Here is a 14,081-nt window from a genome sequence, read left to right as displayed (position 1 = left end):
GGAGACAACGATAAGCATCTTTACGTAATCCCATGTGGTTATAGTTGTATAAAATAAACATGTAGGTTATATATTACGAAAGTCTAAATGGAGGTGAAACAGAGTGGTCATAAAAGTTGTATTGGCAGATGATCACCCGTTAACAAGAGAGGGTTTTAAATCTTATTTGGAGAACAGAGAGAATATAAAACTTGTAGGAGAAGCTTCCGATGGTGAAAGCGCCTTGAACGTGATAAAAGACCAACTTCCAGATGTTGCTCTCATAGACATACGGATGCCCGGGATCGACGGAGTTACTTTGGTCAGACAAATAAGACAGGAAGAGCTGAAGGTTGCCTGCTTAATGCTCACTTCCTACGATGCCCAGCAATACGTGCTGGCGTCCTTGAGGGCTGGTGCAAAGGGGTACATTTTGAAAACGGCGTCACCCGAAGAGCTTCTGAGAGCTATCGAGATCGTGGCATCTCAAGGGGTTTATCTGGATAAAGAGGTGGCTGCTGCCGTCGAAGAACCCGGTTTTACTCCGGAATCGCTTTCTCCCAGGGAGAGGGAAGTTTTGCTGCTGGCTGGCAGAGGTGAATCCAGTAAAGAAATAGCCTCAAAACTATATATAAGTGAACGAACGGTTCAGACCCACTTGGCCTCAATATACGACAAACTTGGTGCGCGTAATAAAACCGAAGCTTTGTTGTTGGCCTTGAAATATGGCGTTGTTACCTTGGAGGAACTGTTGGAATAATGAAAAAGCACCTGCTCTTGATCCTAACTTTGTTGATATTAATTCCCTCTGTAGCCATCTTAGTCGTAACCGGTTGGGGTGTTGTTGAGCATGAAAAGGCAATGAAAAACATTGCCGAGTCATATGTTTTGGATTTAGCACAATCGGTCGCTGTGCAGGTGGACAGGCCCCGCTTCATGCGCCGTAATTTAATGATATCGCGATCTCTTGAATCCTTTGCGTTGGATATATCTTTGCCCGGTTGGGTAGCCTTAGTGGATGAAAACGGCAATTTATTGGCGGCATCTTCTCGGGCGCAGGATGTGCTGCCTCAGCTGTGGCAGGGGGGGATACCAGTTGGCAGGGCAATACTTGTCAAGGGACCTTTTGGAGATAATTACACTATAGCAGCCATTCCCACTTCTCAGGGGTGGTATGTGATTGCAGCTGTGGCATGGTCTCAGCTTTTAGGGCCAATGGTTCGCTTTTCTCACCTCTGGCCGGTAGCCGTGGGATTGCTGGCTATTGCTGGGGTGTGTGCGGCATGGGCTTTCTGGAGATGGTTGATAATGCCTTTGCTTTCTCTCGAATCCGAGGTTAGTTCCTTGAAATGGGGGAAGGACCTTCCCAAAAAAGACGATCCAGTTGCAGTCAAGGAGATCCGAAGGCTCAGAAAAGTGTTGTATCAGCTGGCCCAGACGGCAAGGGAAAGGGAAGAGCTTACTCAAAGATATGTATCTGATTTGGTAAGGGTTCAGGAGGAGGAAAGGACCAAGCTTGCGAGGGAAATACATGACGGTCCACTCCAGGATGTCACAGCATTATTACAAAGGATATTGCTTTTGAAGCGTGAAAATTGGAGTGATAAGGCTAAAAAGTACATAGAAATAGCCGAGGAGAGTGCGACAGAGGCAGTTAAAGAGTTGAGGGGATTATGCGATAGTCTCTCGCCTCCGTGGTTGGACTTGGGATTGTCGCAGGCATTGACGGAGCTTACCGATCGACTAGAGCGAGTTTACGGAGTTAAGATACATATAGAGACTTCTGAGCTTCCGGAAGTGGATACAGATACAATTCTTGCTTTCTTCAGGATAACTCAAGAGGCAATCAACAATGCAGTCAAACACGGTCATGCAGATAATGTCTGGATAAAGCTCTTTTATGAGGGTAAATCCTTAATTCTTTGTATTGAAGACGACGGATGCGGTTTTGATTTTGAAGGGGATACAGAAGCCTTAAGGGTGAAAGGGCACAGAGGGATTGCGAATATGATAGAGAGAATGCGCCTGGTTGGAGGCAGTATAGATATCACTACCTCGCGCGGCAAGGGCACGAAGGTAGTTTGTACGGTCTCACTTCCCTTTGTTGGCGAAGAAGCCTCCAGTGACGCTTTTGACGTCTGATATGTATATGAAACCCAACCCTTTGACCATATTCAAGACGATGTTGATTTTTTTTCTCTCGCAGACTATTTTAAGAATCATTCTTTTACCGTATTTTCCTTCCCCCTGAAGCACTGTTGTTCCATATCCGGCCTCCCTCAGGTTTTCTACCTTCTCGGCAATCAGGGGACTGCTTTCAGCTATAACTTCGACCAGTGCATATCCGGAGAGCATTTTCTCTTCCAACATAGATCCTATATAGTTACCGGCGGCAAAACCCCCAGCATAGAAGACGAGCTCGATCATGCTCAATTGTCCGCCTCCCAGAACTATCGACAGGGCAATCATATATATGCACACTTCGCAGAAACCAATCATAGCCGCTTTTAACCTCATGCCGCGGACTAACAACAGAATGCGCATAGTTCCTATCGAGACATCGGCTATCCGTGCGAAAAAGATGAAAAATAGACCCAAGATGGTAGTCACAATTTATCGCTCCCTATGTTTTAAAGATATGGTAGTTATAATGCAGGCAAGATGATATATTATATTAAGTTATTGTAAGGGATTTTGCGTCTTGCTGTATTTATTATTGTAAATTTCGTTAACTCTAGCAAGCATAATTTTTTCTAATTTATTGTATTCCTTATTGTTTCTGCTTGAACAGGTTGTATCATAACAAACTTAGTTAATCTGGAGGGATTTCCTTGGGTGGTTCTAGAGTAAAACGCGCGATAGTTTTTTGGCTCTCTTGTTTTGTCGCTTTAGGAATATTGATATCCGGTTTGGTTTTTTTGGGCAAACCCGTAGCAAAGGTGGACCTCACCTCCGCCCTTCCAAGCCCGGACAAAAATTCGTTGTATATAGTATACATAGATCAAAATTCTACTCTGTCGCATCTTGCAGATTACGTTGCCTTCGGTAAAAGCTTTCTTTCAAATCTAAATCTCAGGGAAGCAGATGTTAAACTAGCAACACTGGCATTAACCCTCTTGAAAGATTCGAATAGCGCCGCATTAATGATGTACCCTGCGGAGGGAAAGCTCTACCTGGCTATAGAACCCGATGAAGTGGTTGCGTCTTCTATTGAACTGAATAGATTGCCTTTGAAATGGAAAGAGGATTATCCCGATTTAAAGTTTGAGTTAAATGGCGATCGTATGGTTATATATCCCAGCGATAAAAGGAGTATGTGGATGTCTCTGCGGGGAAAGGTCTTGCTTGTTTCCTCATCGGAAGAAGATTTAATCCTCATGGAACAAAACTTCGATAAAAGAGATAAAGTTAAAGACGATTCCTTTAGCATTAAGTGGTCTATGTATGAAGAATGGCCCGGACACCTGTGGTGTCATATACCGACAAATCTTATACCCTTTGACAGCTTTGGCGATGTGCCTTTCGATGTAGAGTTGGCTTGGTTGTTTGAGAGTGGCAAATTGCAGGCCAAATGGAGATTGGAAGGAATAGAAAGGGTCTTTTCGGATGAGGAATTGGCCTTGCTGACTCCTCAAAAGTGGAGCGGTAACTATCTTTTGCCAGAACAACGTTCTATCACGTTGGGTATGACGATTCTAGATACCCCGGAATTGGCCAGGGGAGTTTCGATGTTGGCAGATGCGCTTGGTCAAAGTTCGGAGAGTATATTGGAGTTTTTAAAGGGGCAGATGGTTTTAACTGTTGGCGGCAGGGCAAATATATTTTCCATCCCTATGCCTGGAGTGCTCTTTCAATTTCCGGATAGAGGGGATATGGGAAAAACTATAATAAGCGGAATTTGGCAAAATAAATTAGCAAGTTTGAGGATCAACAGCAATTCTGTCGCAGGCTACGAGAGCGGAGGAGCGATAAATATTCCGGCGACAATTATCGCGGTGGCCAATGATCAAATGGCCATTGTGGGATTCATTTCTTCCGACAGCCTTCTTAGCGGGATTTCTTTAAAAGATGCCTTTCCAAATGTTGTGGATCGCGAGTATCTTATGTGGGTCGATATAAACTTTGCTTCTACTTTTGATGATCTTAAACAAGTTTTGTCGATGGAACATTTCTTCGACGTAAGCGTTCCTACCGAGGAGGCTTTTAAGCAAAAATACGACAAATTATACGAATTTGTAAATAATTTGAGAAATGCCGGGCGATTGTTCGTGGGACTTAATGATATATACCATGGAGAACTAATTTGGGAGCTTGAGAATTATATTTCACAATAACATTATTACATTATGCTACTATGATAAAATATCAAATACATTTCGGGAGGAAGATCGATGCCGGAGAATGTTTTAAAGATACTTCAAGAACGAGGATTTGTAGAGTGGTGCAGTGATCCTGATGAGTTATCCCAAGTTTTTCAATCCAGAGTTACCTCAGGATATATAGGTTTTGATCCAACAGCCGACAGCCTTCACGTTGGGCATCTTGTCCCCATTATGGGGTTGGCATGGTTGCAACGTGCCGGACATCAGCCAATTGCTGTAGCCGGAGGAGGCACAGGGCTAATTGGAGACCCTTCAGGCAAAACTAAGGAAAGACAGCTTCTAACATTGGAGCAGGTAGAACGCAATTTGTCTGAAATAAAGAAACAGATAGAGCATTTTTTGGATTTCGATTGTGGTGCTTCTTCAGCTAAAATAGTAAATAATTATTCTTGGCTCTCTAAATTAGGGCTTATTGAGTTTTTGAGGGATTTTGGAAAATATTTTACCGTAAATTTCATGATAGCTCGCGATTATGTAAGAAGTAGGATAGAAGATCCTGAAAAGTCCATTACATATACGGAGTTTTCTTACATACTTCTTCAAGCCTATGATTTTTATCACCTATATCAGCACGAGAACTGCGCCCTGCAAATGGGAGGAAATGACCAACAGGTTAATATAATAGCAGGCATAGATCTAATCCGTAAGAAATTGGGAGCAAAGGCATATGGCTTGACCTATCCATTGCTTTTGACGGCATCGGGACAAAAGTTTGGCAAGACTGAAGAGGGAACGGTTTGGTTGTCGCCTGTGCGCACAACGCCATATAAATTTTATCAATTTTGGATAAACGCCGATGACAGAGATGTGGAGAAGTTCCTGAAGCTCTTTACCTTCCTTCCCATCGATGATATCAAGGAAGTCATGTCAAATCACGCCAGGCATCCGGAGCGTCGGGAGGCGCAGAAGATCTTGGCTGGCGAAATTACAAGGGTAGTTCATGGCGATAATGCTGCGAAGAGAGTAAAAAAAGTTAGCGAGATTCTATTTGGAGAGGCCTATACCCTCGAAGATCTTACCCTTGAGTTGCTTGAAGAAATACGCCAGGAAGTGCCAAGCGGCAATGCAAAGGTGATACCTTCGAGCTTGGTGGATGTCTTAGTCCACGTCGGAGCCTGTGCTAGTAAAAGCGAGGCTCGTCGACTGATTCGCAGTGGCGGCGTGTCGCTGAATGGCGAGAGAGTGGATGAGGAAAATTACGAAGTTGACAGCGACAACTTCTTGTATGGAAAATACATGTTGTTAAAACTTGGGAAGAAGAGATATTATTTGGTTGAGCGCGGATAAATTTAAATAAAGGGGGGCGATGGGCGATGAAGATAAGCGCAAGAAATGTATTAAAGGGTAAGGTAGTCAAAGTAATCCATGGAGCCGTCAATTCGGAAATTACTTTGGAGTTACCGGGAGGCCAGCAAATAGTATCGATCATCACTAAAGCTTCAGCCGAAAGGTTGGGCCTCAAGGAAGGCGTAGATGCCTATGCTGTGATCAAGGCATCGGAGGTAATGATAGCTACGGACTGAAAAATAAACAATTGATGTTTCGCGAGATCTCAAATATAAAAATAAGGCGGTATTAATACCGCCTTATTTTTATAGTAATATTAAAATATTAAGAACCTTAGGCAGGGAGAAATAATAGATGAGTTTAACGGCTAATGTAATAAAGGGTGTCCATTTTGTGGTAAATCCGGGCATAGTGGCAGATACCCTAAGTTATATGCTGTATATTACAGCACGATCTATTAGGGTGCGGAAAAACGTTGCCTTGATGAATTTGAAAATTGCCTATCCGGACAAGGATGATCGTTGGAGAAAGGAGATTTTAAAAAAACTATATTTTCATCTTTCCTTATCGATCGTAGAATTTCTCTCTTTGACTAAAAATCCTTCTTTAGTAGCAAAGTGCGTAACGAGGGTGGAGGGAGAAGAATATTTAACAGATATAGCAAAAAAGGGGAGGGGCCTCGTACTCCTTACGGGCCACATTGGCAATTGGGAGCTTTTGGCAGCTTGGTTGGCCCATAGGGGGTATCCGTTGGTAGCGGGCGTTAGGAATCCAAATGATGTCCATGTTTCCGAATTGCTATCAAGTTACCGAAAGAAATTGGGCGTCGATACCATACCAAAAAAAAAGATCTTATTAAAGGGCGTTAAATTATTGAGGCAAGGCAAATTTATAGGCGTGTTAGCCGATCAGGACGGAGGAAAGGAGGGGTTAAAACTATCCTTTATGGGAAAAGAGGCGAGCACTGTTGGCGGTCCTGCTGCTTTGAGCTTAATTGCCGGAGTGCCTGTCGTGCCCATAACCTCCTACAGGGTGGCCCCCTTCAAACATGAGGTATTGGTTTTGCCTCCTATAGAACCATATGCAACAATGCCACGAGATGATGCTATCATGAAAATGACACAAAGATTTAACGAGATACTAGAGGGCTTTATAAAATTACATCCTGAACAATGGTTATGGTTTCACAGGCGTTGGAGGGCGTGAAATTTTTCATAATGTAAATTGTTTTATTTTGCCCCAAGACTTGTTCTAAAGCCAATATAAATGTAAACTTATATTGGGCATATAGAGGGGGTGATTAGCCCATGCGCCTATTTGAGCTTATGTCTTCTGGAGAGATAGTCAGGTTGCCGGACAGCGATGTGTTGCCGGGCATTCCTTTGGAGTTTTCCCCCCTCGTTGCACTTTTGATGCCTTTCAACAGAGTTTTAATCGGTAGTTCTTTTCGAGAAAGCTATGAAGTGTGGCGTTGGGGTAAGATTGGCAGTGCTCAATGGAGCGAAGTAGCGTTTTGTCGTAATGAACCAAAGGTCTTTGATTTAGGGTTGCTTGGAAAAGTGTTTCTGACCAAGGAATCCGTAAATGCATTGCGCAAAGGCCTGCTCGAGCTTCTCGAGCCCATTGGCGATCACGAGACTACCATTTCTGTATTACAGAGCATCATGCGGAAACGAACGGCTGGGAGCGAAAAAAAGAGCGTTCTTTTGAGGCCCTACGGCAATAATCTGGAAGGAAACGTTAAAGATGTGACGGTAGAGACGGCCTATTGGGGATTAAGATGGGCTTTGCACTGGAACTTGTCGGAATCGTTGACGCGCATGAAAATCTGGCTATCCCGAGCTATAGATGTTTTAGACCCTTCTTTTTTGTCTCCTCCCCCAATGTGGTTTTCTCTTTCCAAACTTCCCGACGACCAGGTATTGCGCGAATGGGAAGAGAACGGCTTCGTAGCAGACCAACTCAGGCACTTCGAGCTTAGCGACAGCAATCCCACAGTCATTAAGGGTTCAGATATGTACCTTCTGCGATATATTTATCGTTTTAAGGATGTCTTTGAAGCTCAACCTCTGTATACATGGCTTATTCTGAACATGCCTCTTTGGGAAGATCTTCGAACTAAATGCCTGCTTTCGTTATCCGAAGTCCTCCTGGCTTGCTGGGGATTTCGAGAAGCAGTTGAAGCAACGGATGAAATGATGCTTTATGGCAAAAGTGCCCGAGAGATGGGAAATTTAATTGTAATCACTCAATGACAATTCAATTCTGAAATTGACCTGCTTTTTAGTTGCACACCATTGTTTTGCTTGGTAGAATAGATTGTACATGATACGTTTACCATAAAAGATAAAAAGGGGTTATATATGTTGATGTCAAGGCTTGGCGACTTGAGAAGTTTGATGCAAAAACATCCCATGATACCGGCGTTGAGGTCGTATCAGGATATCGATGTCATTTTAAACGCATCGCCTAGATGTGTGTTTATCCTCGAATCTTCTATAGATTCGTTAAAGGATGTAGTTGATAGATTGAGGACAAAGGGGCATTTTGTATTTGTTCACGCCGATTTAGTGGAGGGATTGAAAACCGATCCGTCGGGCATTAAATTTTTAGTGCGTCATATAAGCCCCGATGGCATTATAAGCACACATAAAAATGTTCTGGAAATTGCAAGGGATTTAAATATTTTAACCATACTACGCATATTTTTGCTCGATTCCCAGGCTTTTAAAAAGGGCAAGCATTTGGCTTACAGCATGAATCCTGACTTCGTCGAAATTCTTCCGGGTATTTCGGTCATTTCGGTGGAGGAGGCTATTTTAAAGGAAATACCCTTTCCTTTAATTGCCGGCGGATTAATAAAGACGAAGGAGCAGGTCAATAAAATATTATCGAGGGGAGTTTTGGCGGTTTCGACGAGCGAAAAAAGTTTGTGGCAATGAGGTTTGCAGACAAATCATTTCTTCGGTATTTCCTGGGCCAGAGGATAAAAGAGAAAGCCCCAGTAAAATGGATTTTTTATTGTGCGCTTTCTCTTTTGTTATGCCCAAGTGTTGGTATTTTTTATATTATTACAAATATAAAGGAGGTGTAGTAGCTTATGAAAAAATTAATTAATGAAGTTGAGAAAGTTGTAGAGGAATCTCTTCAAGGCTTGGCGAAAGCTCATCCAGATTTGGTCAAGCTGCATCCTTCCGTCAGGGCGGTTTTGAGGGTTGACTCTCCCAAAGAAAAAGTGGCTGTAATATCTGGCGGCGGCAGCGGACATGAGCCGATGCACACAGGATTTGTAGGATTTGGCATGCTCGACGCGGCCTGTCCGGGAGAGATCTTTACTTCTCCGACTCCAGATCAGATGTATGAGGCTGCCAAAGCAGTAAATGGAGGAAAGGGTGTGCTGTATATCGTCAAAAATTACAGCGGAGATATAATGAATTTTCAAATGGCTGCCGACATGCTTGCCGGTGAAGGAATACCGGTAGAGCAGGTTATCATTAACGATGATGTAGCCGTAGAGGATTCTTTGTATACTGCTGGCAGACGTGGCGTGGGCGGAACGGTTCTGGCCGAGAAAATTGTTGGCGCAAAAGCAGAGGAAGGTGCTTCTCTGGAAGAAGTGAAAAAGTTGTGCGAAAGGGTCAATGCCAATGTACGTTCCATGGGAATGGCTTTGACATCATGTACAGTTCCTGCTGCGGGCAAGCCAACATTTGAACTTGGTCCGGACGAGATGGAAATAGGTATTGGCATTCATGGCGAGCCCGGCAGGCAGCGCATGAAAGTAAAGACTGCCAGAGAAATAGTGGAAATGCTTGCTACTACAGTAGTTGAGGATTTGCCCTTCAAAGCCGGAGACGAAGTTTTAGCCTTTGTAAATGGCATGGGTGGTACTCCTCTTTCGGAGCTTTATATAGTCTATAACGATTTAAGTGATTTTCTTGAAAAGAAGGGCATCAAAATAGTGAGAAATTTGGTGGGAAATTATATAACAAGCCTTGAAATGCAAGGGTGCTCAATAACCCTATTACGTCTTGACGAGGAAATGAAAAGACTGTGGGACGCTCCCGTTTGTACGCCAGGGCTCAGATGGGGGATGTAAGAAGTTGGATAACGGGAAACTTGACGTAACAAAGGCTATAGAGACGGTAAAAAGAATAAAAGATATCGTAGACGTCAATAAGGAATACCTGACAGAACTTGATTCGGCGATAGGTGATGCCGACCATGGTATAAACATGAGCAGAGGCTTTGCTAAAGCTCTGGAGAAAGTAAAAAGCAACGAATATAACGATATAGGCTCGGTATTTAAGGACGTGGCCATGACACTGATGAGTACCGTAGGAGGAGCGGCAGGGCCCCTTTATGGCACATTTTTTATGAAGGCGTCGATGAAACTTGCCGGCCAAAAGGAAGCGGATCTACCGTTGTTGGCACAGGCCTTTCGAGAGGGTTTGCAGGGTGTAGTGTCCTTGGGCAAAGCTCAACTTGCCGACAAGACCATGGTGGATGCCCTTACTCCAGCCGTAGAAGCGTTGGAATCCGCTGCGAAGGACGGATTGTCGTTAAAACAGGGATTGGAAAAAGCCCTGGCAATGGCAGAAAAAGGCATGAAGGACACGATACCGATGGTCGCCAGAAAGGGGCGAGCAAGCTATTTGGGCGAAAGGTCAGCCGGACACCAGGACCCGGGAGCTACGTCGAGTTATTTGATATTAAAGGCCTTTTGCGATGCTCTGGAGGATTAGTATATGATTGGCATTCTCGTCGTTTGTCATAGCTTTAAAGCCTCTAGCGGGATTGCGGAAACAGCTCTTCAAATGGCTGGAGAAAAGGCAAGAGTAGTGGGAGTTGGAGGCAATGAGGAAGGGGGTATCGGTACTTCCACAGGAAGGATATACGAAGCACTCCTTGACCTTTTGAACGAATGCGATGGCATTGTCGTCCTGCCTGATTTGGGGAGCGCCGTTTTATCTACTAAGGCAGCGTTAGATTTCTTAGAGGAGGAACAAAAAGGCAGGGTATTGATTGCCGATGCCCCTGTTTTAGAGGGCGCTGTAATGGCTGTTGTGGAGGCGAGTACAGGTTCTTCTTTGGAGAAGGTCAAGCAGGTTGCCGAAGAGGCCCATTCATTAAAAAAATTAAGGGTTTAAAAGAGCAATAAAAACAAAAGGAGGAGATCGGGATGACTAAGAAGTATGTGGCCGCTATCGATCAGGGGACTACCAGCACGAGGTGTATGATATTCGATCAGGAGGGCAATCCTGTATCGAGTAGCCAGATGGAGCACGAGCAGATATATCCGCAACCCGGCTGGGTTGAACACGATGCTATGGAAATTTGGTCTCGTACTCAGGACGTTATTAGAGGGGCCTTGGAGAAGGGCAATATCGATCCTAAGGAAATAGCAGCTGTCGGCATCACAAACCAAAGGGAAACAACTGTGGTGTGGGACAAAAACACCGGCAAGCCCATTTATAACGCTATAGTGTGGCAGTGTATGAGGACTCAGGACTTCTGTCTAGAGTGGGAAAAAGAGGCAGGTGCTAACGAGAAAGTCAACCAAAAGACGGGTCTTGTTATAAGCACCTATTTCTCCGGACCGAAGATCAAATGGATTCTGGACAATGTACCAGGTGCTAAAGAGAAAGCCCAGAGGGGTGAACTTCTGTTTGGTAATATCGATACTTGGTTAATATGGAATTTGACCGGCGGTCCTAATGGCGGTGTCCACGTTACGGATATGACTAATGCGTCAAGGACTATGCTTATGAATATCAAGACATTGCAATGGGACGACGAAATGCTGGATTTTCTTGGAATTCCCAAATCAATGTTGCCGCAAATTAAGCCAAGCAGCTGCGTATACGGAAATACCACTCCAAACGGGGCTTTTAATGCGAGCATTCCTGTAGCAGGAGATTTAGGTGACCAGCAGGGAGCTGTCTTTGGACAGGTATGTTACGATGTCGGGGAAGCAAAGAATACTTACGGCACGGGAAACTTTATGTTGCTGAACATAGGGAAAACGCCCACTCTTTCTAAAAGCGGATTGCTTACGACTGTTGCTTATAGCCTCAAGGAAGGAGAAGCGATTTACGCTTTAGAGGGCTCAATGGCCATTACCGGAGCTGCCATTCAATGGTTGCGTGATAATTTGAGGCTGTTTGACGATGCAGCGGACTCCGAATGGTTTGCCAGCAAAGTTAAGGATACAGGTGGTATATACTTTGTTCCTGCCTTCTCTGGCCTTTTCGCTCCTTACTGGGATATGAGAGCAAGAGGGTGTATCGTCGGATTGACCCGATATATTCGTAAGGAACATATAATCAGAGCAACCCTAGAATCTATATGCTATCAAACATTGGACGTGCAAAAGGCGATGGAGGCCGATTCCGGCGTTCCTCTAACGGAACTTAAGGTAGACGGTGGTGCTGTGCGTAACAATCTTTTAATGCAGTTGCAAGCAGATCTTTTGGGCGTTCCCGTCGTCAGGCCAAAGGTCAATGAAACGACAGCATTGGGGGCTGCTTATGCTGCCGGACTGGCTACAGGATTCTGGACGAGCCTGGATGAGCTTAGAAAACACTGGAAGGTGGACAAGAAATTTGAGCCTGTTATGAGTGCAGAAAAAAGAGAGGAAATGTACGGAGGCTGGAAAAAGGCGATAGAGAAAGCTAAGGGATGGATTGACTAATTTAACTATCTTCGACCAACTTGAAATGATTAGGTAAATTTGGAGATGGTGCATGAGAGGGAGAGAGGTGCACATAAGAATGTGCCTTTCTCCCTCTTTAATTTTTTGAGGAATGTAATTAGAACCTCAGGAGGTGTTTTTGTGAGTACGCGATATTACGACATTATTGTAATTGGCGGAGGGATAGTGGGATCTACGATCGCACGGGAACTGTCCCGTTACGATGTTAGGGTAGCCGTGCTTGATAAAGCCGCAGAATTGCCATCCGGAGCTTCTAAGGCAAATAGCGGTATGGTTCATGCGGGCTACGACGATAAACCAGGAACCGTCAAAGCCCATTTTTGCCCAAAGGGCAATGAGATGTACAGGAATCTCTATGAAGAGCTCGATTTCACTCTCAACAAAGTAGGATCCTATGTTTGCGCCTTAGCCGAAAATGAAATATCCCATCTTAATTTGCTTTTAGAGCAGGGCAAAAAAAACGGCGTACCTTCGCTGGAGATTATAAGCGGGGACGAATTGAGATCTCGTGAGCCGAATGCATCAAAAGATATTATCGCTGCCCTGTGGGCTCCAACAGGTTGCATCATAAATAACTTCGAAGCGGTTTTAGCTTTTATGGATAACGCGCAACAAAACGGGGTGGAGCTCTTTTTGGAGACGGAAGTTTCGGATGTCCTTCTGTCTCAGGATAAAGGGCAGGTCGTTGGAATTAATACGAATAAAGGGCTTTTCCTTTCTCCTATTGTTATCAACGCAGCAGGAGTTCATTCCGATGAGATAGCAAAAAAGGTAGGCGACGAAAGCTTCGTGATCCATCCAAGGAGGGGGGATTACTTCATCACCGACAAATATGTGGGGAATCTCGTAAAAAGTTTTTTCTTCCCCTGTCCTTCCCAAGCGGGAAAGGGGATAACGGTGGCACCTACCGCTGATCACAATCTTTTGATGGGGCCCACATCTATATTTCAACTCGATCGGGACAAAACGGCAACTACCAGAGAGGGATTGGAACAGGTCATAGAAGGTGCGAGAAGGCTTATACCGTCCATTCCTATGAATATGGCGATAACGACATTTGCAGGGCTAAGAGCTGATCCTGACACAGGAGATTTTGTAATAGACATCTTAAAAAGGCCCCATGGATTTGTTAACGTGGCAGGTATCAAATCTCCCGGTTTTACCTCTGCTCCCGCTATTGCCCAGCATATTGTCGAGAGAATGAAAGACGAGCTAAAGGACTTGGTGGATTTCAAACCTGACAAAAATTTTGTTCCGGAACGAAAACATATTCCTCGATTCGCGTATCTTTCCATGGAAGAAAGATCTGCCCTGGCAAAAAAAGATCCCAGATATGCACAAATAGTCTGCAGGTGTGAAAGCGTTACGGAAGGCCAGGTAGTAGAGGCTATAAGAAGGGGTGCCAGAACAGTAGCTGCGGTGAAAATTTGGACGCGTGCGGGAGCTGGCAGATGTCAGGGAGGATTTTGCGGGCCAAGGGTCATCGAAATCTTGTCTAGGGAGCTTAACATTCCCATGGAGGAAGTCACCAGGCACGGAGGTCATTCTCGAATGCTGGTAGGCAAGACCAAGGGGTATTGGTTTAGGGAGGGTATGTGATGAGCGATATTATCGTTGACGTAGCTGTTATTGGTGCAGGTCCTGCCGGGATAGCGGCCGGCGTAGGAGCCAAAGAAGCCGGAGCGGAAAAAGTGGCCATATTTGAGAGAGATTGGGAT

The 14,081-nt window shown here is 44.6% G+C and carries 15 protein-coding genes (1 of these 15 cut by a window edge); 14 read left to right on the top strand and 1 reads right to left on the bottom strand.

What is annotated here, in order from left to right; genetic code table 11:
- The first annotated feature begins 103 nt into the window (after positions 1–103).
- Together HMPREF1705_RS02810 and HMPREF1705_RS02805 are read left to right on the top strand one after the other, a co-directional pair.
- Positions 104–739 (top strand): response regulator transcription factor, encoded by a 636-nt coding sequence (locus HMPREF1705_RS02810; protein WP_009201929.1) that lies wholly within the window; start codon positions 104–106, stop codon positions 737–739.
- Positions 739–2,121: a sensor histidine kinase gene (locus HMPREF1705_RS02805; RefSeq protein ID WP_009201930.1), complete on the top strand. Its 1,383-nt coding sequence runs from the start codon at positions 739–741 to the stop codon at positions 2,119–2,121. The genes HMPREF1705_RS02810 and HMPREF1705_RS02805 overlap by 1 nt, the downstream gene beginning before the upstream one ends.
- Here the strand turns inward: HMPREF1705_RS02805 and HMPREF1705_RS02800 are convergent.
- On the bottom strand, positions 2,071–2,589 hold the full coding sequence (locus HMPREF1705_RS02800) for a DUF2179 domain-containing protein (RefSeq protein WP_009201931.1): 519 nt from the start codon (positions 2,587–2,589) through the stop codon (positions 2,071–2,073). The genes HMPREF1705_RS02805 and HMPREF1705_RS02800 overlap by 51 nt on opposite strands.
- A 221-nt stretch (positions 2,590–2,810) precedes the next feature.
- Between HMPREF1705_RS02800 and HMPREF1705_RS02795 the strand changes: the two genes are divergently transcribed.
- The 12 genes from HMPREF1705_RS02795 to HMPREF1705_RS02740 form a co-directional block, all read left to right on the top strand.
- A complete protein-coding gene (locus tag HMPREF1705_RS02795) occupies positions 2,811–4,313 on the top strand; it encodes a hypothetical protein (RefSeq protein ID WP_009201932.1) in 1,503 nt (500 codons plus the stop codon).
- A 57-nt stretch (positions 4,314–4,370) separates the two neighbouring features.
- A complete protein-coding gene (gene tyrS / locus HMPREF1705_RS02790; RefSeq protein ID WP_009201933.1) occupies positions 4,371–5,648 on the top strand; it encodes a tyrosine--tRNA ligase in 1,278 nt (425 codons plus the stop codon).
- Positions 5,649–5,674: 26 nt separating this feature from the next.
- A complete protein-coding gene (locus tag HMPREF1705_RS02785; protein ID WP_009201934.1) occupies positions 5,675–5,884 on the top strand; it encodes a TOBE domain-containing protein in 210 nt (69 codons plus the stop codon).
- A gap of 118 nt (positions 5,885–6,002) precedes the next feature.
- Complete coding sequence (locus HMPREF1705_RS02780) at positions 6,003–6,854, top strand: lysophospholipid acyltransferase family protein (RefSeq protein ID WP_009201935.1); 852 nt, start codon at positions 6,003–6,005, stop codon at positions 6,852–6,854.
- Between the two features lie 101 nt (positions 6,855–6,955).
- Positions 6,956–7,903 carry a hypothetical protein gene (locus HMPREF1705_RS02775; protein ID WP_009201936.1) on the top strand — a complete coding sequence of 316 codons (948 nt, stop codon included), beginning with the start codon at positions 6,956–6,958 and terminating at the stop codon, positions 7,901–7,903.
- A gap of 108 nt (positions 7,904–8,011) precedes the next feature.
- Entirely contained in the window at positions 8,012–8,590 is a 579-nt protein-coding gene (locus HMPREF1705_RS02770; protein ID WP_009201937.1) for a glycerol-3-phosphate responsive antiterminator, read from the top strand.
- A 158-nt stretch (positions 8,591–8,748) separates the two neighbouring features.
- A complete protein-coding gene (gene dhaK, locus HMPREF1705_RS02765) occupies positions 8,749–9,747 on the top strand; it encodes a dihydroxyacetone kinase subunit DhaK (RefSeq protein WP_009201939.1) in 999 nt (332 codons plus the stop codon).
- Between the two features lie 4 nt (positions 9,748–9,751).
- Complete coding sequence (dhaL, locus tag HMPREF1705_RS02760; protein ID WP_009201940.1) at positions 9,752–10,393, top strand: dihydroxyacetone kinase subunit DhaL; 642 nt, start codon at positions 9,752–9,754, stop codon at positions 10,391–10,393.
- A gap of 3 nt (positions 10,394–10,396) precedes the next feature.
- Positions 10,397–10,798, top strand: a complete 402-nt coding sequence (dhaM, locus tag HMPREF1705_RS02755; RefSeq protein ID WP_009201941.1) for a dihydroxyacetone kinase phosphoryl donor subunit DhaM — start codon at positions 10,397–10,399, stop codon at positions 10,796–10,798.
- Between the two features lie 32 nt (positions 10,799–10,830).
- Positions 10,831–12,342 (top strand): glycerol kinase GlpK, encoded by a 1,512-nt coding sequence (gene glpK, locus HMPREF1705_RS02750; protein ID WP_057940655.1) that lies wholly within the window; start codon positions 10,831–10,833, stop codon positions 12,340–12,342.
- 141 nt (positions 12,343–12,483) lie between these two features.
- Positions 12,484–13,962, top strand: a complete 1,479-nt coding sequence (locus tag HMPREF1705_RS02745) for an NAD(P)/FAD-dependent oxidoreductase (RefSeq protein WP_057940654.1) — start codon at positions 12,484–12,486, stop codon at positions 13,960–13,962.
- Positions 13,962–14,081, top strand: the 5' portion of a protein-coding gene (locus HMPREF1705_RS02740; protein ID WP_009201944.1) for an NAD(P)/FAD-dependent oxidoreductase. It continues 1,134 nt past the right edge of the window; the window shows 120 of its 1,254 coding nt (coding positions 1–120); its start codon is at positions 13,962–13,964; its stop codon lies beyond the right edge, outside the window. The genes HMPREF1705_RS02745 and HMPREF1705_RS02740 overlap by 1 nt, the downstream gene beginning before the upstream one ends.

This window comes from Acetomicrobium hydrogeniformans ATCC BAA-1850 (assembly GCF_000160455.2).
Classification (GTDB): Bacteria; Synergistota; Synergistia; order Synergistales; family Acetomicrobiaceae; genus Acetomicrobium; species Acetomicrobium thermoterrenum.
This window is presented reverse-complemented; position numbering and strand designations above follow the sequence as displayed.

Excerpts from the sequence above, each read along its gene's own strand:
- HMPREF1705_RS02805 (WP_009201930.1), top strand. The coding sequence starts at position 739 with ATGAAAAAGCACCTGCTCTTGATCCTAACTTTGTTGATATTAATTCCC.
- dhaM (WP_009201941.1), top strand. The coding sequence starts at position 10,397 with ATGATTGGCATTCTCGTCGTTTGTCATAGCTTTAAAGCCTCTAGCGGG.
- dhaK (WP_009201939.1), top strand. The coding sequence starts at position 8,749 with ATGAAAAAATTAATTAATGAAGTTGAGAAAGTTGTAGAGGAATCTCTT.
- glpK (WP_057940655.1), top strand. The coding sequence starts at position 10,831 with ATGACTAAGAAGTATGTGGCCGCTATCGATCAGGGGACTACCAGCACG.
- tyrS (WP_009201933.1), top strand. The coding sequence starts at position 4,371 with ATGCCGGAGAATGTTTTAAAGATACTTCAAGAACGAGGATTTGTAGAG.
- HMPREF1705_RS02770 (WP_009201937.1), top strand. The coding sequence starts at position 8,012 with ATGTTGATGTCAAGGCTTGGCGACTTGAGAAGTTTGATGCAAAAACAT.
- HMPREF1705_RS02785 (WP_009201934.1), top strand. The coding sequence starts at position 5,675 with ATGAAGATAAGCGCAAGAAATGTATTAAAGGGTAAGGTAGTCAAAGTA.
- HMPREF1705_RS02775 (WP_009201936.1), top strand. The coding sequence starts at position 6,956 with ATGCGCCTATTTGAGCTTATGTCTTCTGGAGAGATAGTCAGGTTGCCG.
- HMPREF1705_RS02780 (WP_009201935.1), top strand. The coding sequence starts at position 6,003 with ATGAGTTTAACGGCTAATGTAATAAAGGGTGTCCATTTTGTGGTAAAT.